Origin of the sequence: Pseudomonas sp. FEN, assembly GCF_904067045.1 — a bacterium.
Taxonomy (GTDB): Bacteria; Pseudomonadota; Gammaproteobacteria; order Pseudomonadales; family Pseudomonadaceae; genus Aquipseudomonas.
Genome location: NZ_CAJFDC010000036.1, coordinates 1,365,207 through 1,385,172, shown reverse-complemented (window position 1 = coordinate 1,385,172; position 19,966 = coordinate 1,365,207). Strand labels below are relative to the sequence as shown.

The window sequence follows — 19,966 nt, the reverse complement described above, 5'->3', positions numbered from 1 at the left end:
CTGGGTAGCGGCCCAGCGGTCCGATGCATCGGGTGGTGCCTGATGCCGGTTATTGCTGGGCTGGAGCCAGCCGCGCCTCCAGCTCCGCCACCTTCGCCTCCAGACTCTCCAACCGCGCACGGGTCCGCGCCAACACCACCATCTGGCTGTCGAACTCCTCGCGGCTGACCAGGTCGAGCTTGCTGAAGCCGCTCTGCAACAGCACCTTGAACTGGCTTTCGAATTCCTGGCGGGGCAGGGGTGTTTCGCCGCTGAACAAACGGGAGGCGTGGCCGCTCAGGGCATCGAGAAACGCTTTGGGCGCAAGCATGGCTGAAATTCCGGAAACAGATTACCCGCCAGTGTACCACGCAGTGTCTATAGTGATTTCCATGGGGCTGGGTGCACGCTTTTTGCGCATCGCGCCGGGTCTGCATGCACTGTTGTTGTGCGCCCGGCCTGGGCGCAAAGCACTTTTTCACCCATTGCAGCGACCAAAGGATTGAAATCATTGGTTTTTACGGAGCTGGCAAGCTTTCTGCTTAGTTGCCAGTGACCCATGCACTGATGCAGTCGCTGTGACGAATGCAGTGCGGCAGACGAAGCTGGGAAGTTTCGCCAGCAGCGGTTAGCTGGCGTCGAGCGGTAGATGTGGACCGACGATGCGTTACAAAGCCAGGCACTGCGCTTAGACTTGAGTCGGGTTTGTTTTCCTGGGGCAAGTCCACCAATTCGGGAGAGAGTTTCATGAAGCTAGTCACTGCCATCATCAAGCCGTTCAAGTTGGACGACGTGCGCGAGTCGTTGTCCGAGATCGGCGTGCAGGGCATTACCGTTACTGAGGTCAAAGGCTTTGGCCGGCAGAAAGGTCACACCGAGCTGTATCGCGGCGCGGAGTATGTGGTCGATTTCCTGCCCAAGGTGAAGATCGATGTCGCCATTGACGACAAGGATCTTGACCGGGTTATCGAGGCGATAACCAAGGCTGCCAACACCGGCAAGATCGGTGACGGCAAGATCTTCGTGGTCAATCTGGAACAGGCTATTCGCATCCGTACCGGCGAAACCGATACCGACGCAATCTAAGCCGCCAAACCCAACGCCCCAGGAGAAAACAATATGACTCTGCGTAAATTCGCAGGGCTAGGAGCCCTGTTGTCCCTCGTAATGCCAGCCTTGGCCATGGCGGCGGACCCGGTACCTGCTCCAGTCCTCAATTCCGGTGATACCAGCTGGATGCTGACCTCGACAGCCCTCGTGCTGTTCATGACCATTCCAGGCCTAGCGCTGTTCTACGGCGGCATGGTGCGCTCGAAAAACATTCTTTCCGTGATGATGCAGTGCTTCGCCATTACCGGTCTGATCACCATCCTGTGGTTCATTTATGGCTACAGCATGGCGTTCGACACCACCGGGATGGAAGCCAACGTCGTCAACTACAACTCCTTCGTCGGTAGCCTGGCCAAGGCCTTCCTCGCCGGCATCACGCCGGCCAGCATTACCGGGCCGACGTCATTGTTCCCCGAGTCGGTGTTCGTCACCTACCAGATGACCTTCGCCATCATCACCCCGGCGCTGGTCGTCGGTGCCTTCGCCGAACGCATGAAGTTCTCCGCGATGCTGGTGTTCATGGGCGTATGGTTCACCCTGGTCTATGCGCCGATTGCGCATATGGTCTGGAGCGGTCCGGGTTCCCTGCTGGGCGACTGGGGCGTGCTCGACTTCGCTGGCGGCACCGTGGTGCACATCAACGCCGGTGTCGCTGGCCTGGTGGCCTGCCTGGTGCTGGGCAAGCGCAAGGGCTTCCCGACCACCCCGATGGCGCCACACAACCTCGGTTACACCTTGATGGGCGCGGCCATGCTGTGGGTCGGCTGGTTCGGCTTCAACGCCGGTTCCGCCGCCGCCGCCAACGGCACCGCCGGCATGGCGATGCTGGTTACTCAGATCGCTACCGCCGCCGCCGCGCTGGGCTGGATGTTCGCCGAATGGCTGACCCACGGTAAGCCAAGTGCCCTGGGCATCGCCTCGGGCGTGGTCGCCGGTCTGGTTGCCATCACCCCGGCTGCCGGTACCGTTGGCCCGATGGGCTCGCTGATCATTGGCCTGGCGGCCGGTGTGGTGTGCTTCTTCTGCGCCACTACCCTGAAACGCAAACTGGGCTATGACGATTCCCTGGACGCCTTCGGCGTGCACGGTATCGGCGGTATCCTCGGTGCGATCCTCACTGGTGTGTTCGCGGCACCGTCGATGGGCGGCTTCAACGCAGCCACCACCGACGTCGCGGCACAAGTCTGGATCCAGTGCAAAGGTGTCGGCTTCACCGTCATCTACACCGCGATCGTCACCTTCATCATCCTCAAGGTGCTGGATGCCGTGATGGGGCTGCGCGTGACCGACGAAGAAGAGTCGGTGGGCCTGGACCTGGCGCAACACAACGAGCGCGGTTACAACGTGTAAACGCCGCAAAAAAAATTGCCCGGCTTGCCGGGCATTTTTTTGTCTGGAGTTTGTCCTTGAAAAAAGGACTGAAAGGATTTATCCAGAGGCAATACGGCCAAAACCCCAGGGCGTTTTTGTAAGGGCCAATTGCTTACAGCAAAGCAAGAGTATTAGGCGCTTTGCTTTTTTCCAGAGCGCGCTAGAATGCGCGCCGAAGGGCGGAGAACTGTATGTGGCAACAGACGCTGATTACCTTGCGGGCCAGGCCCCGGGGTTTTCATTTGGTGACCCGGGAGTTGCTCGACGGCTTGCCTGAACTCAAGGCATGCCAGGTCGGTCTGTTGCATTTGTGGCTGCAGCATACCTCGGCCTCGTTGACCATCAACGAGAATGCCGATCCGGCGGTCCGTCGTGACTTCGAGCGTTATTTCAACCGGCTGGTACCCCAGGTCAAGGCCGATTATGAACACAACGACGAAGGCGCGGACGACTTGCCGGCGCACTTCAAGGCCAGTTTGCTAGGCTGTCAACTGACTTTGCCGGTGACGGCGGGACAGTTGGCGCTGGGCAGTTGGCAAGGTGTCTATCTGGGCGAGCACCGTGATCATGGCGGTGCTCGTAAAGTCCTTGCCACCCTTTACGGTGACGGGGCATAAACCGCTGGGGGTTCAGCGGATGTTGATTTTTTTCTGGCGGCCTTCGACAGTCGGCGCAGCTGGGCTATAACTAATCTGCTTTTCGCAAGTCATGAGGTAGAACATGAGCGACGATGATCTGGAAAACGACGACCTCGAGGTCGGTGAAGACGACGAAACCGAAGAAGGTCTCGAAGCGGCGGCTGAAGACGTAGACGTTGCCGATGATGATGGTGGTGACGCGCCGGTACCGACCGCCAAGGGCAAGGCCAAGGCAGCGGTGTCGGTTGACGAGCTGCCGAGTGTCGAAGCCAAGAACAAGGAACGCGATGCCCTGGCCAAGGCCATGGAAGAGTTCCTCGCGCGTGGCGGCAAGGTGCAGGAAGTCGAGGCCAATGTGGTGGCCGATCCGCCCAAGAAGCCGGATAACAAATACGGTAGCCGGCCTATCTGAGTTTCAGCGTCCGGTTTCTGCTTTGTTGAAAAAGCCCGCCGTCGCTGCGGGCTTTTTCATGGCTCCTGATTGGGCAGGGGCGGCGGGTCTGTGGCGAGCGGGCTTGCCCGCGCTGGGCTGCGAAGCGGCCCTAAAACCTGCGAATCCGGTGCCTCAGGCAGGCCGAGGTGGTCGGTTTTACGACTGCTACGCAGCCGAGCGCGGGCAAGCCCGCTCGCCACACCACAAGTGTTACTCAGGCAGGGCTGTTCCAGCCGGCCAGCAGTACCGGCAACTCGGTCAGGCTGCGAACCTGCGCATCCGGCTGCCGTTCCGCTTCCCAGGCCTTGCCCGTGGGGTTGTACCAGATCGCCCGCAGACCGGCCTGCTGGGCCCCGGCGATGTCGTCCCCAGGGTGATCGCCGATATGCACCGCCGCGCTGGCCGGGATGTTCCCGCCGCGCACCAGGGCTTCATGGAACAGCCGTGAGTCCGGCTTGGCGATGCCAATGTCTTCAGCGCACAGTGCAAAGCGGAAATAGTCGGCGAGCCCGAGACGGCGCACGTCCGCGTTGCCATTGGTGACCACGCCCAGGGCAAAGGAGCGGCCCAGGGCCTCCAGGGTCGGTTCGACCTCCGGAAACACCTCGATCTGGTGCCGGGCATGGATAAATACCTCGAAGCTTTCTTCCGCCAGCTCCGAAGCCTGTGCATGCGGGTAACCCGCCTCTTGCAGGGCGTGGAACAGCACCCGGCGGCGCAGGGCGCTGATGCGGTGCTTGAGTGTCGGCTCCTGGAGCAGCACTCGTTCGCGAATCGCCCACAGATGCTCCACCGGCACACCGCCCAGGTTGGGTGCGTGCTCGGCCAGCCATTCACGCAAAACGTTCTCCGCGCTGTGGATCACCGGCGCGGTATCCCACAGGGTGTCGTCGAGGTCGAAGGTGATCAGCTGAATCGTCATTACTCACTGTCCTTGCTGCGTTTGGCTCGGGGATGGGCGCTGTCGTAGACGGTCGCCAGGTGCTGGAAGTCCAGGTGGGTATAGATCTGCGTGGTCTTGATGTCCGAATGGCCAAGCAATTCCTGCACGGCGCGCAGATCCTGGGACGACTCCAGCAAATGGCTGGCGAAGGAGTGCCGGAGCATGTGTGGGTGCAGGTTCTGTCCCAGTTCGCGCTCGCCGGCGGCCTTGACCCGCAGTTGAATGGCCCGGGGCCCGAGGCGCCGGCCTTGCTGGCTGACGAACACGGCGGCGTCGGCCGGATTGCTCAGGGCGCGCAGCGGGAGCCAGGCCAGCAGGGCTTCGCGGGCTTTACGACCGACTGGCAAGACGCGGGTTTTGCTGCCCTTGCCGTGGACCTGGACCAGACCATCGGCCAGGTCCAGCTGGTCCAGATCAAGCCCGGTCAGTTCCGACAAGCGCAGGCCGGAGGAATAGAACAGCTCCAGAATGGCCTGGTCGCGGCGGGCGATAAAGTCGTCCTCCACCCCTCCGTCCAGCAATTGCAGGGCCCGGTCGGTGTCCAACGTTTTCGGCAGGCGCCGTTCGCCCTTGGGCGGGGCCAGGCCGGTGGCCGGGTCGTGATTGCACAGGCCTTCGCGGTTGAGGTACTGGTACAGCCCGCGCACCGCCGAAAGCAGGCGGGCCAGGCTGCGAGAGGACTGGCCCTGCTGGTGCAGGCGGGCGATCAGGCGGCGCAGGCGCTGGATATCCAGGACACTCCAGCTGCCGATCTGTTCCTTGGCGCAAAAGGCCAGGACCTTGTCCAGGTCGCGGCGATAGGCCTGCAGCGTGTGGGGCGACACCTGGCGCTCACTGCGCAGGTGCTCGCAGTAGGCGTCCAGCTGACGCTCCATGGCTAGCGCACCGAGCGCAGGGCGGGGGTGAAGCGTGGAACGACGCGGCCCATGACTTCGGCGATATAGCTGAGAAACAGGGTGCCCACCGAGCTTTTGTAGTGCTGCGGATCACGGCTGGCCACGGCCAGGACACCATGCACGCCCTGATGGCTGATGGCGACCACGGCGGTCGAGCCGATCTGCTTGCGCTGTTCTTCGCCGAACAGGAAGTCCAGCTCGTGTTCACGCAGGCTGCCACTGATGCTCTTGCCTTCCGAGAGCAGGCCGCCGATGGCTTGCTGGGCTTCGGCGTGGCTGACCCAGCGACCCACCGGCATGGCATTGTCACCGAACAGGATCAGGCTGACGAAGGGCACCTGGAAATCCTGGCGCAGGCTGTCTTCCACGGCCATGACCAGGTCGTCCAGGCTGGCGGCGTCCATCAGCGCGAGGATCAGACGGCGGGTTTTCTCGAACAGGCGGTCGTTGTCCCGGGCCACATCCATCAATTGCGACAGGCGATGACGCATCTCGATGTTGCGCTCGCGGAGGATTTTCATCTGGCGTTCCACCAGCGACACCGTATCGCCGCGTCGATGAGGAATGCGCAACGCCGGCAGCAATTCCTCGTGGTCGACGAAGAAATCCGGATGAGCCTCCAGGTAGGCGGCGACGCGCGCCGCCTCAAGGCTCTGTGCGGGCGGCTCGTTGGGCTGTTCGGCTGGAACCTGAGGCTGATCGGTCATGGTATTGGCTCGCTTATAGACGCACTTGTCCTTCATACACCCGAACGGCGGGGCCAGTCATCATCACCGGCTGGCCGGCACCCGCCCATTCGATGGACAGGCGTCCGCCGGGCAGGTCGAGGGTCACCGGCGAATCCATCCAGCCCTGGCTGATGGCGGCCACCGCGGCGGCGCAGGCTCCGGTCCCGCAGGCCTGGGTTTCCCCGGCGCCACGCTCCCAGACTCGCAGTTGTCCCCGGTGGCGGTCAATCACTTGCAGGAAACCGACATTGACCCGGGCCGGGAAGCGCGGGTGATGTTCGATCTTCGGCCCCAGTTCATGTACCGGCGCGCTGTTGATGTCGCTGACGCGCAGCACGGCATGGGGGTTGCCCATGGAAACGGCGGCCAGGTCGACGCTCTGGCCGTCAACCTCCACGGCGTAGCTCGTAGCCTGTTGCTCGGCCTGGAAGGGGATCTCGGCCGGTACCAGGCGCGGTGGGCCCATGTTCACACTGATCTGGCCGTCCTGGCGGACATCCAGCTCGATGATCCCACTTTTGGTTTCGACGCGGATCTGGCGCTTGGCGGTCAGGCGCTTGTCGAGCACGAAACGGGCGAAACAGCGGGCCCCGTTGCCACATTGTTCCACTTCCGAACCGTCGGAGTTGAAGATCCGATAGCGGAAATCCACTTCCGGGTTGCTCGGTGCCTCGACGATCAGCAACTGGTCGAAGCCGATACCGGTATGGCGGTCACCCCATTGCTTTGCGTGTTTGGGCTGGATGTGCGCGTGCTGGCTGACCAGGTCGAGGACCATGAAGTCGTTGCCCAGGCCGTGCATCTTGGTAAAACGCAGCAGCATGGTCTTACTCCGGCAGCAGGCTTTCGCCGGCATACAACTCGGCGAGCGTCTCGCGACGACGCACTTCGAACATCTGCTCGCCATCCACCAGCACTTCGGCGGCGCGGCCGCGAGTGTTGTAGTTGGAGCTCATGACGAACCCGTAGGCGCCGGCCGAGTGCACGGCCAGCAGGTCGCCTTCTTCCAGCGTCAGCTGACGTTCCTTGGCCAGGAAATCGCCGGTCTCGCAGATCGGCCCGACGATGTCGTAGAGCCGCCCGGCGCCTTCGCGCGGATGCACGGCGCTGACGTCCATCCAGGCCTGGTACAGGGCCGGGCGGATCAGGTCGTTCATCGCCGCGTCAACGATGGCGAAATCCTTGTGTTCGGTGTGCTTGAGGTACTCGACCCGGGTCAGCAACACACCGGCATTGGCGACGATGTAGCGGCCCGGCTCGAACATCAGCGCCAGGTCACGACCGGCCAGACGTTCACGCACGGCCTTGATGTAGTCGGCCGCCAAGGGTGGCTCTTCGTCGCGATAACGCACGCCCACGCCGCCACCGAGGTCGATGTGGTGCAGGTGGATGCCGCATTCGCCGAGGCGGTCGATCAGCGCCAGCAGGCGGTCGAGGGCGTCGAGGAAGGGGTCCAGGGTGGTCAGTTGCGAGCCGATATGACAATCGACACCCAGTACTTCCAGGTTCGGCAACTGTGCGGCGCGGATGTAGACATCCTCGGCGTCGGCAATGGCGATGCCGAACTTGTTCTCTTTGAGACCGGTGGAGATGTACGGGTGGGTGCCGGCGTCGACGTCCGGGTTGACCCGCAGCGAGATCGGCGCACGCACGCCCAGCTCGGCCGCCACTACTTGCAGGCGCTCCAGCTCGTCGGTGGATTCGATGTTGAAGCAGTGCACGCCGACTTCCAGGGCGCGGCGCATGTCTTCGCGGGTCTTGCCGACACCGGAGAAGACGATCTTGTCGGCGCTGCCGCCAGCGGCCAGGACGCGCTCCAGTTCGCCACGGGAGACGATGTCGAAACCGGCGCCGAGACGTGCCAGGACATTCAGCACGCCCAGGTTGGAGTTGGCTTTCACTGCGAAGCACACCAGGTGTGGCATGCCTTCGAGGGCACTGGCATAAGCGTTGTACTGCGCCTCGATGTGGGCGCGGGAGTAGACGTAGGTCGGCGTGCCAAAGCGTTCGGCAATGGTGGACAAAGCTACACCTTCCGCGAACAGCTCACCGCCACGGTAGTTAAAAGCTTCCATGGTGATCCCTTAGTAGGTGTCGTGCTGGTGCGCTTTGGCCTGCGAGGACTTGGCCTGGTCGTTCGGGTTCTGGCTGTCATCGGGTAGATACAGCGGACCTTTCTGACCACAGGCGGAGACGAGGCAAGCGATCGCGAGGAGCGCAGCAAGGGAAGAGATCAGGCGCTTCATGGCGAAATCCTTTGAAAAAGCATTAATTGCGCCGGAGTATACCGGCCACCCGGCGGCTTGCCTATGCGGGCCGCTGGCCGTCCGGCGGCGCCCGGGTCGCATTGTGCGGATTATTGATGTCACTCTTGGCCCTACGTGGTTATGCTTCGCAATCGTCCGGGAGCGCTCGTATCTTGCGGCGCTTGAAGGGACAGGCATTTTTCGAGGTTCGCGCAATGAGTTTGACTGAAGCCCGTTTTCACGATCTGGTCGATAGCACCCTGGAAAACCTGGAAGAGGTGTTCGATGAGAGTGGCCTGGATGTGGACCTGGAAAACTCCGCGGGTGTACTCACTGTGAAGTTCGAAGGCGGCAGCCAGCTGATCTTCAGTCGCCAGGAACCTTTGCGTCAGCTCTGGCTGGCGACGGCCAAGCCCACCGGCGGCTATCACTTCGAGTACAAGGAAAGCAGCAGCGAGGATGAGGACGGCAGCTATTGGTTCTGTGTGAAGAGCGAAGAGAAGCTCAACGAGATCCTGGCGCGCTTTACCCAGGACCAGGCCGGTGTCGAGCTGGATTTCGAAGAGATCTGATGGTGACGCAGCAAACCGCTCCGGTACGTCCCGCCAAGCCGTTGTACAGCAACGTCAGCCCGGCCGTGCCGTCGCCTTGTGTGAGCCTTTGCCGGCTGGACGAGCAGAAAATTTGTATCGGCTGTTTTCGACACGTCGAAGATATCCGTGAGTGGCGCGCGGCGGACGATGCGCGCCGTCGGCTGATCTGCGAGCAGGCCCGGCAGCGCCAGGCGCGGGCCTGACAGGGTTGTAGCGCATTGTGGCGAGGGGGCTTGCCTGTGGCGAGGGGGCTTGCCCCCGCTGGGGCGCGAAGCGGCCCTGAAAACGCTGAATGCGGCTTGTCAGGTAGGATGCATCCGCCGGTTTTACGGCTGCTTCGCAGCCGAACGGGGGCAAGCCCCCTCACTACAGGCAAGCTCCCTCACTACAGGTCGGCCCGCTTACCACAGGTCGGTCCCCTTGCCACAGGTCGGTCCTCTCTCCATGGGGCGGCCTCATATCTCCACAGGGCCGAGCGCCCGCTCCGGGTTTTGCTTTTATCGTGCAGAAAAAAGGAGTCTGCCTGGATCATGAACACCGCACCTTCCATCATCCTCACCCGCCTTGACGTGCAACGTCTGGAGCGCCTGATCGACAGCCTGGACGACACGCTGCCTGGTGTTATCGCCCTGCAAGCCGAACTGGACCGCGCCGACAGCGTGGTAGGCCACGAAGAAGTGCCGGCCGGTGTCGTGACCATGAACTCCCGGGTGCACTGCCGAGAAGAGGGCAGCGGCAAGGATTATCGCCTGACCCTGGTCTACCCGCAGGATGCCAATGCCGATGAAGGCCGGATTTCCATTCTTGCGCCAGTGGGCAGCGCCTTGCTCGGTTTGCAGGTCGGCCAGCACATCGACTGGCCAGCCCCAGGTGGCAAGACCCTGAAGCTGAATTTGCTGGAGGTGGAGTACCAGCCGGAAGCCGCCGGTGATTTCCACCTCTGAGCCGATCGCGGAGGGCGCGGGTTGCATGACTCGACTGGCAGTCTTCGCCGGCAGCGCCTTCAGACCTGGTCCAGTGCCAGGTTCAGCGCGTTTTCCAGTTCGGCCTTGTAGCGCAGGTAGAGATTGCTCGAGCCCTGTCCGTCAGCGATCAACGCGCTAAGGTCCAGATCGGTGATGTAGCAACGGTAGCGCTCGACTTCCTGGCGCTGGCCAACGATTTCCCGAGCGACCTTGATAAATAGCTGGTCGCCGTATTCCAGTTCGGAAAACTCCTGCTGATTGCAATACAAGGTGACCTGGACTTCGTTCGTCCCGGCCCTGCCGACAATCGCCTGGACGTCGTAGAACGGCTTGTTGACCGGCGTTTGCGGTGCCGGTCGCGTCTCGACCCGGCGTGCCTGTCCCGGCGCCGAGGGTTGCAACTGGTAATACAGGGTTTCCAGTGCCGCCGAGGGCCGTGTCGTATCCATGGGCATCAGCGCCTCGCGGCGGTAGAGGATCGACTGCAGGAAGCGTTGCAGCGGTACCAGCAGGCTTTGCTCGTCGTGGAACGGCAGGTGTTGCTGCCACAGGGCGTTGAATTCGTCGAGCACGTACAGTTCGGCGTGTGTGTCGTGGGTCCGGTAGAACACCTGCACGCATTCGGGCTGGCCCATGGGCAGTACCAGGGCCAGGTCGTGCCCTTCCATCGCCCGCACGTCCACATACAGTGGGCTGTAGGCGGACTGCTCCTGGCTCAGGTAGTTGAGCAGCCCCGGCAGGCTGTCCAGGGCAATATGCTTGACATGGCCCTGGACCAGTTCCAGTACATGGTAGTGCTGCTGGACCTGGACCAGGTACCGATGGTTGAGGTTGCCGAGCAGCAGTTCCTGGGCGGTGTTGAGCACTTCCTCCACCCGCTGGGCAATGAATTGCGCGCGGTTGTGGCAGAAGCAGCGCACCCTCAGTCGCGGCAATTGGCGATCGGGCGGCAGGTGGCTGAGGTAGTCGCGCAGGCAGTCGAGCAGGGCGTGAGGACCGTGGTAATGATTGATCAGTACCTCGTTCCAGCTATTGAGCGTGACCTGGTCGAGGGTCAGCACCAGATTTTCCCTGACCCCCGCGTAACTCAGCGAGTCAGTGCGCTCGGTGGTCATCAGGATATTCAGGTCGCGATGGTGCTTGAGCGGGTCGACCCCGACGTTCACCAGGATCAGTACTTCGGTCGGGATGCTGGGGCGCAGCAGCTGCTCCTCGCTGGCGGGGTCCAGCGGCAGGGCGAGGGTTTGTTGCAGGCTGCCAAGCAGGTTGAACAGTTCGAACTCGCTCAGGTCGCTGCCACCGGGGTGCAGGGACAGGCGCGTGCTGCTGTCGATGACGCCGTTGCGGTGGCACCAGGTCAGCAGTTCCAGCAGCTCGTGGCTGCGTTTGATCGGGGCGAAGTGTTCCCATTCCAGGGCGCTCAGACTGCCGTTGTACAGGCCCCAGTGAGTTTGCCCCGGTTCCTTGCGGTTGGGCGACTGGACCAGGGTGAGGGTGTCTTCGGCCAGGTCCGGGGCGATGCCGGGGTTGATGAACTCGATCTTGCCGGCCTTGCGTTCGAACGCGGCATACAGGCGGCGACCGAGGACATTGAGGTCGCGCTTGTTGATCAGGCTGACCGCCTGTTCGGTACGGGCGAACTGGGTCAGGAAGCGATAGCTGTAGTTGAGCTCGTTGACCAGGGCCCGGCGTTCGCTGCTGACCTGACGGACTTTCCACTGGCTGCGACTGTCGAGCAGGGCCAGCTGTCGGCGGTCCCAGCCCCATTCGCTGGCCAGCCGTCCCAGCAGCCGGCGCTGCCAGTTGGTGCTGCTCGCGCTCTGGCCGGTGAGTTTACGGTTAACCTTCAGGTACAGGCTGCGGCGCACCAGTTCCAGGCGTTCCGGTTCGTTGCGGGCCTTGAGGTACTCTTCGATACGCCGGTAGACCATGATGTAGGGGTCCAGCTCATCCAGGTCCAGGTGATGATTGGCGAACACCGCCTGCTTGAAGCGCAGGCTCAGGCATTCGACCCGCGGGTGTTCGCTGGCATAGACCTCGATCAACAGCAGCTTGAGGACTGATTTGTAGGGTGACTCGATGCCCTTGAACAGTTGCCAGAGCCCGGCACCGATGAATTCTCCCGGCGGAATCCGGGCCAGGTGGCCGAGATCGAGGGTTTCGCTGGCCCGGATAAAGCGCTTGGACAGCAAGGTGTGGGTGTAGGGGGCATAGTGCTGTTCCTCGTACACTGGCACCAGCCACCACAGTGGCGTGCGCCCGGCGAGCCAGATAGCGGTGCGGTAGAACTCGTCCAGTAACAGGTAATGCTGGGTGGTGCCGCAATCTTCCGAGCTCAATTGCGCATCGCGCTCGCCGCGCATGAAGCGACTCGGGTCGATCAGGAAGAAATGTGCCTCGGCGCCCTGGCTGGCGGCCCAGGCCTCGAGCAACTGGCACTTCTTGCGCAGCTCGGCGATTTCACCCTGGCTCAGATCGCTGGCGTGGCAGACCCACATATCCATGTCACTTTCATCGGCCTGGGCCAGGGTGCCCAGGCTACCCATCAGGAACAGGCCGTGGATTGGCCGTGGTGGATTGCCATGGCGGCTCTTGTAGGAAAAGGAGCGAGTCAGGCGCTGGGCTTCGGCCAGGGCCAGTTCGTCGGGCTCATAGTTCGACAGCCCGGCCGGGGTGCTGCCCGAGACGTACCCGGGCAGCAACGGATGATTGACGTGGAAAAACAGCGGCAACAGATTCAGCACCACCTGTTGGCGTGGCGACAGGCCTTCCAGGGCGCGCCCCAGGCGCCCCTGATTGAGCTTGAGGAAGCGCGCGCGCAGTTGGCTGAGGACTTTGCGATCGATTCCCTCGTCCAGGTTCGGGCGAATTTCGTGGGTGCGCGTCATGTCTCACTCAAACCGGCTCGCGGGGCTCGAAAGGAAAGGGTTCGCAAGATGGCAGTTTACAACCGAAGTGGCGGGACGATTAAAGAGAATTTTTTATTGACGCCGGTTTTGCGGCGCTTGTTGTCGGCGCCCGCGAGATCCGGCAGGAAAAGATCCCGAGGGCGCGGCGAAGGGTCAGGCGGCTTCTTTGATGTCCAGGATGGTCAGCAGGCCCTGGGCATGTTCGGCGGCATCACGGCCCAGGCTGGTCAGGTAACCACCATCGGGCTGGGTGATGAGTTCTTTCTCGAACAGACGTTGGGCGGCGGCGATGGCTTTTGGGGCAGCGGTCTGATGAATTTTCAGGCCTTCCTGGGAATTGTCCAGATTGAACAGTGCGAGGATTTCCAGTTCGGCAACCAGCTCAGGGGTATACGACATAAGGACTCCAGACTTTCTAGGAATTATCGGACGACAGCGCCCCTAAGGTGATCGCAGTTGAGCGCTCTGTCCAGTATTCGATGCGGATGTGGCCGGGCACTGGGGACGGCGCCCCGGGCCCGGATGGCGGCGGGGCGTTTTCAGTGTAGACAGGGCGCGCGGCAAATCCAGCGGCTTCACTGATTCTCGGGCGGCAGCTCGGGCAAGGCGCGCAACGCGGTCTCATACCATTGGGTGTTGAACGGGCGATCCTCATCGAGCATCGCGTCGATCTCCACCGCCAGCACATGGGCCATGAGGTTGAGGATTTCTTCGCGCTCGTAGCCCACCAGGGTCAGCTTGTTGAAGATTGCCTTGGCCGCTGGCGGGTTGTCGGTCTCGATCTGGTTCTCGATGGCCTGGGTCAGGGTACTTTCGGCGAACGCTTCGTCGTCGTTGTCGATATCGGTTGGTTCGCTCATGGCGGACTCCTCGGGAAAGGCCGCCAGTTTAACTGCATTCAGGGGCGTGATGCTGCTGGCAAGAGCGCGTCCGAGAATCTATAACAGGCGGGGCCAACCCCCTGCACGGCCTGGAGGCTTTGTGATGCTCAAACTTTATGGATTCGCGGTCAGCAACTACTACAACATGGTCAAGCTGGCGCTGCTGGAAAAGGGCCTGCCCTTCGAGGAGGTCCTGTTTTACCCGACGCAGAGCCCGGAATCGCTGGCGATCAGCCCGCGCGGGAAGGTCCCGGTGCTGGGGATCGAGCAGGGGTTCATCAACGAAACCGGCGTGATCCTGCCCTATCTCGACGATACCCAGTCGGGGCGAAAACTGTTACCGGCCGATCCCTTCCTGCGTGCCCGAGTGTTGGCGCTGGCCAAGGAAATCGAGTTGTACATCGAGTTGCCGGCGCGGGCGTCATTTGGCGAAGCGTTCTTCGGCATGCCGGTGCCGGAGGCGATCAAGGAAAAGACCCGGGCCGAATTGCTGCTGGGGTTCGCCTCGCTCAAGCGTCATGGCGCATTCGCGCCTTATGTCGCGGGCAGCGAGTTCAGCGTGGCGGATATCTACTTTCTCTACAGCGTCGATCTGGCCTGCGCGGTCGGCCAGAAGCTGTTCGGGATTGATTTCATGGCCGAAATGCCTGAGGCCAAGGCATTGCTGGAGCGCTTGCAGCAGTGGCCGAATGTGCAGCGGATTGCGGCGGACAAGGAAGCGGCGATGCCGGCGTTCCTGGCGATGGTTGCGGCCAAGAAATAAGAAATGCGCGGCGTGGCGCTGGGTACACCGCAATACCCTTTCGAGATCGAACGCGACCTTGTGGCGAGCGGGCTTGCCCGCGTTCGGCTGCGCAGCAGTCGCAAACGCTGATATCTCGGTCTATCTGATGTGCCTGGGTCGCAGGTTTTAGGGCTGCTTCGCAGCCCAGCGCGGGCAAGCCCGCTCGCCACAGGGTTCAGCCAGGCTTGAAATCGCTCTTGCCTGGCTTCCCTGCACGACGGATCAGCGGCTGGCGAGCAGCGCCTGGCCGCGTGCAACAGCCAACTTCACCTGCGCCGGTGCCGTCCCGCCGATATGGTTACGGGCATTGACCGAACCTTCCAGGGTCAACACCGCAAACACGTCCTCATCGATCTGGTCGCTGAACCTGCGCAGTTCTTCCAGGCTCATTTCCGCCAGGTCCTTGCCGGTTTCCACACCGTACTTCACCGCATGGCCGACGATCTCGTGGCAATCACGGAACGGCAGGCCACGACGCACCAGGTAGTCCGCCAGGTCGGTCGCGGTGGAGAAGCCACGCAGCGCCGCTTCGCGCATCATCGCGTGCTTGGGCTTGATCGCCGGGATCATGTCGGCAAACGCCCGCAGCGAATCGCGCAGGGTATCGGCGGCGTCGAACAGTGGTTCCTTGTCTTCCTGGTTGTCCTTGTTGTAGGCCAGCGGCTGGCCTTTCATCAGGGTCAGCAGGCCCATCAGGGCGCCGAATACCCGGCCGGTCTTGCCGCGCACCAGTTCCGGCACATCCGGGTTCTTCTTCTGGGGCATGATCGAACTCCCGGTGCAGAAGCGGTCCGGCAGGTCGATGAACTGGAACTGCGCACTGGTCCACAACACCAGCTCTTCTGAGAAGCGCGACAGGTGCATCATCGCGATGCTGGCCGCCGAGCAGAACTCGATGGCGAAGTCACGATCCGAAACGTTGTCCAGGGAGTTGCCACCGACGGCGTCAAAACCCAGCAACTGGGCGGTATATTCACGATCGATCGGGTAAGTGGTGCCGGCCAGCGCCGCGCTGCCCAGGGGCATGCGGTTGGTGCGCTTGCGGCAGTCGACCAGGCGCTCGTAGTCGCGGCTGAGCATTTCGAACCAGGCCAGCATATGGTGCCCGAAGGTCACCGGCTGGGCGGTCTGCAGGTGAGTGAAGCCAGGCATGATGCTGCCGGCTTCGCGCTCGGCCTGTTCCAGCAGGCCTTTTTGCAGGCGGGTGATTTCCGCGAGGATCAGGTCGATCTCGTCACGCAGCCACAGGCGGATATCGGTGGCCACCTGGTCGTTGCGGCTGCGGCCGGTGTGCAGCTTCTTGCCGGTGATGCCGATACGGTCGGTGAGGCGCGCTTCGATATTCATGTGCACGTCTTCCAGGTCCACGCGCCAGTCGAAATTGCCGGCCTCGATTTCGCCCTGGATAGTGGTCAGGCCCGCGATGATGCTGTCGCGCTCGGCATCGGTCAGCACGCCGACCTTGGCCAGCATCGTGGCGTGGGCGATGGAGCCCATGATGTCGTGGCGATAGAGGCGCTGGTCGAACGTGACGGAGGCGGTGAAACGTGCGACGAAGGCGTCGACGGGTTCACTGAAGCGGCCGCCCCAGGACTGATTGGTCTTGTCGGTGCTCATGGATTCGCTCGTGATCTGCTGAAAGTAGGTTGCCGGAAAAAGTTGTCGCCGATCATAACAGGGTTGCGCCAATGGCCGTCAGCCGGCCAGCGGCCACAAGGCGGATTTGCGCCGTGGATGGATTTTATTTCGACCGGATCTGTCGGATGGCTTGTCGCCGCGCACGCGCGCGCAGAGACTGGAGCCATGCCTATTTCACGATCGAACGACGGGCGTGATGCGCCCGCGACCCAGGAATTCTTCCTCCCGGAACTCTGCCTGCCCGAGGCGCTGCTGGTGTTGGTGGTCCTGGCCGAGTTGCTGGTACTGGTGCTGGTGCTGGCCGAACCGATGCCCGCCGGCTTCGCCTGGGTGCGCCTGGCGCTGATGTCTTTGTATGTGCAATGGATCGTGTTGTTGTCGGCGGCATTGTTGTGCGGCGCGCGGGCGTGGCTGGCGCGTTTGCCTCCGTGGCTGGCCGGGGGGCTGTGCTGTGCCATGGTGGTTGGGTTGAGCCTGGTCTGCACCGGCCTGACCGAGTATTTCTCCCTGGCCGGGCCACCCTCGGGCGAGGCCTCTGCCTGGCACTATCTGCGTCATGGCTTGATCAGCCTCATTATGTCAGCGCTGATGTTGCGCTACTTTTACTTGCAGAGTCAGTGGCGTCGCCAGCAGCAGGCGGAGTTGCAGGCACGCATCGAGGCTTTGCAGGCGAGGATCCGTCCGCACTTTCTGTTCAACAGTCTGAACAGCATTGCCAGCCTGGTGGCGACCGCTCCGCAACAGGCCGAACAGGCCGTGCTGGATCTGTCCGACCTGTTCCGCGCGAGCCTGGCCAAACCCGGCAACCTGGTGTCCTGGCGCGATGAGCTGGAATTAGCGCAACGATATTTGTCAATTGAGCAATATCGTCTTGGCAACCGTCTACAGTTGGACTGGAGGGTCGGCACAATTCCAGAGGATTTGCCGATCCCGCAATTAACCTTGCAACCACTGTTGGAAAACGCTCTGATCTACGGCATCGCACCGCGCATCGAAGGCGGCGTGGTCAGGGTCGAAGCCGACTATAAAGAGGGAGAGTTCATATTGTGTATCAGCAATCCCTACGACGATGCCGCACCACGGCAGGTGTCGAGCGGTACTCAATTGGCACTGACAAATATCGGTGCCCGACTTACGGCACTTTTCGGGCCTCGCGCTAGTCTTAGCGTGGATCGCCGTGACGGTCGTCACTTCACCTGTCTACGCTATCCTTGTGCGAGACTCACGCAGGAATCCAGTGCAATATGAATGTCCTGATCGTTGATGACGAACCCCTGGCCCGCGAGCGCCTCAGCCGTTTGGTCGGCGAGCTCGAGGGTTACAGTGTCCTGGAGCCCAGCGCCACCAATGGCGAAGAGGCATTGGCCTTGATCGACAGCCTCAGGCCCGATGTGGTCCTGCTCGATATCCGCATGCCCGGTCTCGACGGCCTGCAGGTGGCGGCCCGGTTGTGCGAGCGCGAAGCACCGCCCGCCGTGGTGTTCTGCACCGCCCATGATGAATTTGCCCTGGAAGCCTTCCAGGTCAGCGCCGTGGGGTACCTGGTCAAGCCAGTGCGTGCCGAGCACCTGCTCGAGGCGCTGAAGAAGGCCGAGCGTCCCAACCGTGTGCAGTTGGCCGCGCTGACGCGTCCCGCCGCCGAATCCGGTACCGGCCCGCGAACTCATATCAGTGCTCGTACCCGAAAGGGCATCGAGCTGATTCCGTTGGACCAGGTGATCTACTTCATCGCCGACCACAAGTACGTGACCCTGCGCCACGAGGGGGGCGAGGTGCTGCTGGACGAGCCGTTGAAGGCCCTGGAGGACGAGTTCGGCGAACGGTTTGTGCGGATTCACCGCAACGCCCTGGTGGCTCGTGAACGCATCGAGCGTCTGCAGCGCACACCGCTCGGGCATTTCCAACTGTTTCTCAAAGGCCTGAACGGCGATGCGCTGATCGTCAGCCGACGTCATGTCGCAGGCGTGCGCAAGATGATGCAACAGCTTTAATCCGTGCCTTGCGCAAGGCGCAAGGTACCGCACACCGGGTATTTCCAGGCCAGGGAGGCCGCGTATTGGCTGATACAAGTCAAAGCGGGCCGGGCCGAGCTGTTATTATCTGCCGTATCTATTCAGTACGGATCGATCCATGTCCTCTCGCGAAATCCGCATCGCTACCCGTAAAAGCGCGCTGGCCCTGTGGCAGGCCGAATACGTCAAGGCCCGCCTGGAGCAGGCTCATCCCGGTTTGTCGGTCGTCCTGGTACCCATGGTCAGTCGCGGCGACAAGCTGTTGGACTCGCCGTTGTCGAAAATCGGCGGCAAGGGGCTGTTCGTCAAGGAGTTGGAAACCGCGCTGCTCGAGCACGCGGCCGATATCGCCGTGCATTCGATGAAAGACGTGCCGATGGACTTCCCCGAAGGGCTCGGTCTGTTCTGCATCTGTGAGCGCGAAGACCCGCGCGATGCCTTCGTTTCCAACACCTTCGCCAGTCTTGACGCATTGCCTGCCGGTAGCGTGGTCGGCACTTCGAGCTTGCGGCGCCAGGCACAATTGCTGAGCCGCCGGCCCGATCTGCAGATCCGTTTCCTGCGCGGCAACGTCAATACCCGACTGGCCAAGCTGGATGCCGGCGAATACGACGCCATTATCCTCGCCGCGGCCGGCCTGATCCGTCTCGGGTTTGAAGAGCGCATCACTTCGGCCATCAGCGTCGAAGACAGCCTGCCGGCCGGTGGCCAGGGCGCGGTGGGCATCGAGTGCCGCAGTGCCGATAGCGAAATCCATGCGCTGCTGGCGCCGCTGCACCATCCCGACACCGCCGTGCGGGTCACCGCCGAGCGTGCCCTGAACAAGCACCTGAATGGCGGCTGCCAGGTGCCGATTGCCTGTTATGCCGTGCTCGAAGGCGAGCAGCTCTGGTTGCGTGGCCTGGTCGGTGATCCCAAGGGCGGCCTGCTGCTCAGTGCCGATGCCCGTGCGCCGCAAGGCGAGGCCCAGGCCCTGGGCATCCAGGTCGCACAAGCGCTACTGGCACAGGGCGCGGATGCGATTCTCCAGGCGGTCTACGGCGAGGCTGGCGAAGAGTGAGCGCTTGGCGCCTGTTGCTGACCCGGCCGGCGTCGGAGTCGGCGGAGCTGGCGGGTACCTTGACCGCGGCCGGGATTTTCAGCAGCAGCCTGCCGTTGCTGGAGATCGAACCCTTGCCCGTCGACGGTGCCGGGCGCGCGATGATCTACGACCTGGCCCACTACAACGCGGTGATCGTGGTCAGCAAGCCGGCGGCGCGCCTGGGTGTCGAGCTGGTGGACCAATACTGGCCACAGCCGCCGTTGCTGCAATGGTTCACGGTCGGTGCCGCGACTGCCCGGATACTCGCCGATTACGGGCTTGAGGTTGATTATCCGGCCGAGGGCGACGACAGTGAGGCCTTGCTGGCTTTACCGACGTTGCAGCAGGCACTGGCGCACCCCGAACCGCGGGTCTTGATCCTGCGTGGCGAGGGTGGACGCGAGTTGCTGGCCGAGCGTTTGCGTAGCCAGGGTGCTAGTGTCGACTACCTTGAGTTGTACCGTCGGCGTTTGCCCGGGTATGCCGAAGGGGTCCTGGCACAGCGTGTCGCGGCGGAACGCCTGAACGCCCTGGTGGTCAGCAGTGGGCAGGGTTTTGAACACTTGCACCAGTTGGCGGCGACGGCCTGGCCGGAACTGGCGCGCCTGCCGTTGTTTGTTCCGAGCCCGCGAGTGGCCGAGATGGCGCGCGCCGCGGGGGCTCTATATGTGGTGGATTGTCGTGGTGCCAGCGCCACGGCTTTGCTAGCGGCGTTGCGGGAGCACCCCGTACCCGCTCTCTAGAATGCAAAGGATGGAC

Annotated in this window: 23 protein-coding genes; 12 read left to right on the top strand and 11 right to left on the bottom strand. The window is 62.5% G+C overall.

The window, feature by feature from the left end:
- Positions 1–49: 49 nt before the first annotated feature.
- Positions 50–310: an accessory factor UbiK family protein gene (locus PFEN_RS29775; protein WP_103499025.1), complete on the bottom strand. Its 261-nt coding sequence runs from the start codon at positions 308–310 to the stop codon at positions 50–52.
- Between the two features lie 416 nt (positions 311–726).
- Between PFEN_RS29775 and glnK the strand changes: the two genes are divergently transcribed.
- From glnK to sutA, 4 genes are all read left to right on the top strand, one after another.
- Positions 727–1,065: a P-II family nitrogen regulator gene (glnK, locus tag PFEN_RS29770; RefSeq protein WP_002555808.1), complete on the top strand. Its 339-nt coding sequence runs from the start codon at positions 727–729 to the stop codon at positions 1,063–1,065.
- A gap of 33 nt (positions 1,066–1,098) precedes the next feature.
- Positions 1,099–2,439 carry an ammonium transporter gene (locus tag PFEN_RS29765; protein ID WP_191490132.1) on the top strand — a complete coding sequence of 447 codons (1,341 nt, stop codon included), beginning with the start codon at positions 1,099–1,101 and terminating at the stop codon, positions 2,437–2,439.
- A 212-nt stretch (positions 2,440–2,651) separates the two neighbouring features.
- Positions 2,652–3,077, top strand: coding sequence for a secondary thiamine-phosphate synthase enzyme YjbQ (locus PFEN_RS29760; RefSeq protein WP_191490131.1), 426 nt, complete (start codon positions 2,652–2,654; stop codon positions 3,075–3,077).
- A gap of 103 nt (positions 3,078–3,180) precedes the next feature.
- Positions 3,181–3,510, top strand: a complete 330-nt coding sequence (gene sutA / locus PFEN_RS29755; RefSeq protein ID WP_040071667.1) for a transcriptional regulator SutA — start codon at positions 3,181–3,183, stop codon at positions 3,508–3,510.
- A gap of 235 nt (positions 3,511–3,745) precedes the next feature.
- Here sutA and PFEN_RS29750 read toward each other — a convergent pair whose 3' ends face one another.
- From PFEN_RS29750 to lptM, 6 genes are read right to left on the bottom strand one after another with little or no spacing between them, the layout of a single operon-like run.
- Entirely contained in the window at positions 3,746–4,453 is a 708-nt protein-coding gene (locus PFEN_RS29750; RefSeq protein ID WP_191490130.1) for an HAD family hydrolase, read from the bottom strand.
- Positions 4,453–5,349, bottom strand: coding sequence for a tyrosine recombinase XerC (gene xerC, locus PFEN_RS29745; protein ID WP_191490129.1), 897 nt, complete (start codon positions 5,347–5,349; stop codon positions 4,453–4,455). The genes PFEN_RS29750 and xerC overlap by 1 nt, the downstream gene beginning before the upstream one ends.
- Before the next feature lie 2 nt (positions 5,350–5,351).
- Positions 5,352–6,077 carry a DUF484 family protein gene (locus PFEN_RS29740; protein ID WP_191490128.1) on the bottom strand — a complete coding sequence of 242 codons (726 nt, stop codon included), beginning with the start codon at positions 6,075–6,077 and terminating at the stop codon, positions 5,352–5,354.
- Between the two features lie 13 nt (positions 6,078–6,090).
- Positions 6,091–6,921, bottom strand: coding sequence for a diaminopimelate epimerase (gene dapF, locus PFEN_RS29735; RefSeq protein WP_191490127.1), 831 nt, complete (start codon positions 6,919–6,921; stop codon positions 6,091–6,093).
- Between the two features lie 4 nt (positions 6,922–6,925).
- Complete coding sequence (gene lysA, locus PFEN_RS29730; protein ID WP_191490126.1) at positions 6,926–8,173, bottom strand: diaminopimelate decarboxylase; 1,248 nt, start codon at positions 8,171–8,173, stop codon at positions 6,926–6,928.
- Between the two features lie 9 nt (positions 8,174–8,182).
- On the bottom strand, positions 8,183–8,344 hold the full coding sequence (lptM, locus tag PFEN_RS29725; RefSeq protein ID WP_191490125.1) for an LPS translocon maturation chaperone LptM: 162 nt from the start codon (positions 8,342–8,344) through the stop codon (positions 8,183–8,185).
- 215 nt (positions 8,345–8,559) lie between these two features.
- Between lptM and cyaY the strand changes: the two genes are divergently transcribed.
- The 3 genes from cyaY (at position 8,560) to rnk (ending at position 9,881) form a co-directional block, all read left to right on the top strand.
- Positions 8,560–8,916: an iron donor protein CyaY gene (gene cyaY, locus PFEN_RS29720; protein ID WP_191490124.1), complete on the top strand. Its 357-nt coding sequence runs from the start codon at positions 8,560–8,562 to the stop codon at positions 8,914–8,916.
- Positions 8,916–9,140: a DUF1289 domain-containing protein gene (locus PFEN_RS29715; RefSeq protein ID WP_191490123.1), complete on the top strand. Its 225-nt coding sequence runs from the start codon at positions 8,916–8,918 to the stop codon at positions 9,138–9,140. Before cyaY ends, PFEN_RS29715 begins: the two co-directional genes overlap by 1 nt.
- A gap of 327 nt (positions 9,141–9,467) precedes the next feature.
- Entirely contained in the window at positions 9,468–9,881 is a 414-nt protein-coding gene (gene rnk, locus PFEN_RS29710; RefSeq protein WP_191490122.1) for a nucleoside diphosphate kinase regulator, read from the top strand.
- Positions 9,882–9,940: 59 nt separating this feature from the next.
- Here the strand turns inward: rnk and PFEN_RS29705 are convergent, their stop codons facing one another.
- The 3 genes from PFEN_RS29705 to PFEN_RS29695 all read right to left on the bottom strand — a co-directional run bounded on the left by PFEN_RS29705 (position 9,941) and on the right by PFEN_RS29695 (position 13,671).
- Positions 9,941–12,790, bottom strand: coding sequence for a class I adenylate cyclase (locus tag PFEN_RS29705; protein WP_191490121.1), 2,850 nt, complete (start codon positions 12,788–12,790; stop codon positions 9,941–9,943).
- A gap of 174 nt (positions 12,791–12,964) precedes the next feature.
- A complete protein-coding gene (locus PFEN_RS29700; protein WP_191490120.1) occupies positions 12,965–13,210 on the bottom strand; it encodes a TIGR02647 family protein in 246 nt (81 codons plus the stop codon).
- A gap of 176 nt (positions 13,211–13,386) precedes the next feature.
- Positions 13,387–13,671 (bottom strand): hypothetical protein, encoded by a 285-nt coding sequence (locus PFEN_RS29695; protein ID WP_191490119.1) that lies wholly within the window; start codon positions 13,669–13,671, stop codon positions 13,387–13,389.
- Between the two features lie 124 nt (positions 13,672–13,795).
- Between PFEN_RS29695 and PFEN_RS29690 the strand changes: the two genes are divergently transcribed.
- Complete coding sequence (locus PFEN_RS29690) at positions 13,796–14,455, top strand: glutathione S-transferase family protein (RefSeq protein ID WP_191490118.1); 660 nt, start codon at positions 13,796–13,798, stop codon at positions 14,453–14,455.
- A 243-nt stretch (positions 14,456–14,698) separates the two neighbouring features.
- On the opposite strand, the gene argH is transcribed toward PFEN_RS29690, so the two are convergent.
- The gene (gene argH, locus PFEN_RS29685) at positions 14,699–16,093 is read right to left on the bottom strand and encodes an argininosuccinate lyase (RefSeq protein WP_191490117.1); all 1,395 of its coding nucleotides are present in this window, start codon (positions 16,091–16,093) and stop codon (positions 14,699–14,701) included.
- Between the two features lie 186 nt (positions 16,094–16,279).
- Between argH and PFEN_RS29680 the strand changes: the two genes are divergently transcribed.
- From PFEN_RS29680 to PFEN_RS30925, 4 genes are all read left to right on the top strand, one after another.
- Complete coding sequence (locus PFEN_RS29680; RefSeq protein ID WP_191490285.1) at positions 16,280–17,362, top strand: sensor histidine kinase; 1,083 nt, start codon at positions 16,280–16,282, stop codon at positions 17,360–17,362.
- Entirely contained in the window at positions 17,359–18,105 is a 747-nt protein-coding gene (locus tag PFEN_RS29675; protein ID WP_191490116.1) for a LytR/AlgR family response regulator transcription factor, read from the top strand. Before PFEN_RS29680 ends, PFEN_RS29675 begins: the two co-directional genes overlap by 4 nt.
- Positions 18,106–18,244: 139 nt before the next feature.
- Entirely contained in the window at positions 18,245–19,186 is a 942-nt protein-coding gene (gene hemC / locus PFEN_RS29670) for a hydroxymethylbilane synthase (protein ID WP_191490115.1), read from the top strand.
- On the top strand, positions 19,183–19,950 hold the full coding sequence (locus PFEN_RS30925) for a uroporphyrinogen-III synthase (RefSeq protein WP_224771087.1): 768 nt from the start codon (positions 19,183–19,185) through the stop codon (positions 19,948–19,950). Before hemC ends, PFEN_RS30925 begins: the two co-directional genes overlap by 4 nt.
- Positions 19,951–19,966 lie beyond the last annotated feature (16 nt).

Coding starts and splice junctions, on each gene's coding strand:
- PFEN_RS29775 (WP_103499025.1), bottom strand. CDS start 310: ATGCTTGCGCCCAAAGCGTTTCTCGATGCCCTGAGCGGCCACGCCTCC.
- glnK (WP_002555808.1), top strand. CDS start 727: ATGAAGCTAGTCACTGCCATCATCAAGCCGTTCAAGTTGGACGACGTG.
- PFEN_RS29765 (WP_191490132.1), top strand. CDS start 1,099: ATGACTCTGCGTAAATTCGCAGGGCTAGGAGCCCTGTTGTCCCTCGTA.
- PFEN_RS29760 (WP_191490131.1), top strand. CDS start 2,652: ATGTGGCAACAGACGCTGATTACCTTGCGGGCCAGGCCCCGGGGTTTT.
- sutA (WP_040071667.1), top strand. CDS start 3,181: ATGAGCGACGATGATCTGGAAAACGACGACCTCGAGGTCGGTGAAGAC.
- PFEN_RS29750 (WP_191490130.1), bottom strand. CDS start 4,453: ATGACGATTCAGCTGATCACCTTCGACCTCGACGACACCCTGTGGGAT.
- xerC (WP_191490129.1), bottom strand. CDS start 5,349: ATGGAGCGTCAGCTGGACGCCTACTGCGAGCACCTGCGCAGTGAGCGC.
- PFEN_RS29740 (WP_191490128.1), bottom strand. CDS start 6,077: ATGACCGATCAGCCTCAGGTTCCAGCCGAACAGCCCAACGAGCCGCCC.
- dapF (WP_191490127.1), bottom strand. CDS start 6,921: ATGCTGCTGCGTTTTACCAAGATGCACGGCCTGGGCAACGACTTCATG.
- lysA (WP_191490126.1), bottom strand. CDS start 8,173: ATGGAAGCTTTTAACTACCGTGGCGGTGAGCTGTTCGCGGAAGGTGTA.
- lptM (WP_191490125.1), bottom strand. CDS start 8,344: ATGAAGCGCCTGATCTCTTCCCTTGCTGCGCTCCTCGCGATCGCTTGC.
- cyaY (WP_191490124.1), top strand. CDS start 8,560: ATGAGTTTGACTGAAGCCCGTTTTCACGATCTGGTCGATAGCACCCTG.
- PFEN_RS29715 (WP_191490123.1), top strand. CDS start 8,916: ATGGTGACGCAGCAAACCGCTCCGGTACGTCCCGCCAAGCCGTTGTAC.
- rnk (WP_191490122.1), top strand. CDS start 9,468: ATGAACACCGCACCTTCCATCATCCTCACCCGCCTTGACGTGCAACGT.
- PFEN_RS29705 (WP_191490121.1), bottom strand. CDS start 12,790: ATGACGCGCACCCACGAAATTCGCCCGAACCTGGACGAGGGAATCGAT.
- PFEN_RS29700 (WP_191490120.1), bottom strand. CDS start 13,210: ATGTCGTATACCCCTGAGCTGGTTGCCGAACTGGAAATCCTCGCACTG.
- PFEN_RS29695 (WP_191490119.1), bottom strand. CDS start 13,671: ATGAGCGAACCAACCGATATCGACAACGACGACGAAGCGTTCGCCGAA.
- PFEN_RS29690 (WP_191490118.1), top strand. CDS start 13,796: ATGCTCAAACTTTATGGATTCGCGGTCAGCAACTACTACAACATGGTC.
- argH (WP_191490117.1), bottom strand. CDS start 16,093: ATGAGCACCGACAAGACCAATCAGTCCTGGGGCGGCCGCTTCAGTGAA.
- PFEN_RS29680 (WP_191490285.1), top strand. CDS start 16,280: ATGCCTATTTCACGATCGAACGACGGGCGTGATGCGCCCGCGACCCAG.
- PFEN_RS29675 (WP_191490116.1), top strand. CDS start 17,359: ATGAATGTCCTGATCGTTGATGACGAACCCCTGGCCCGCGAGCGCCTC.
- hemC (WP_191490115.1), top strand. CDS start 18,245: ATGTCCTCTCGCGAAATCCGCATCGCTACCCGTAAAAGCGCGCTGGCC.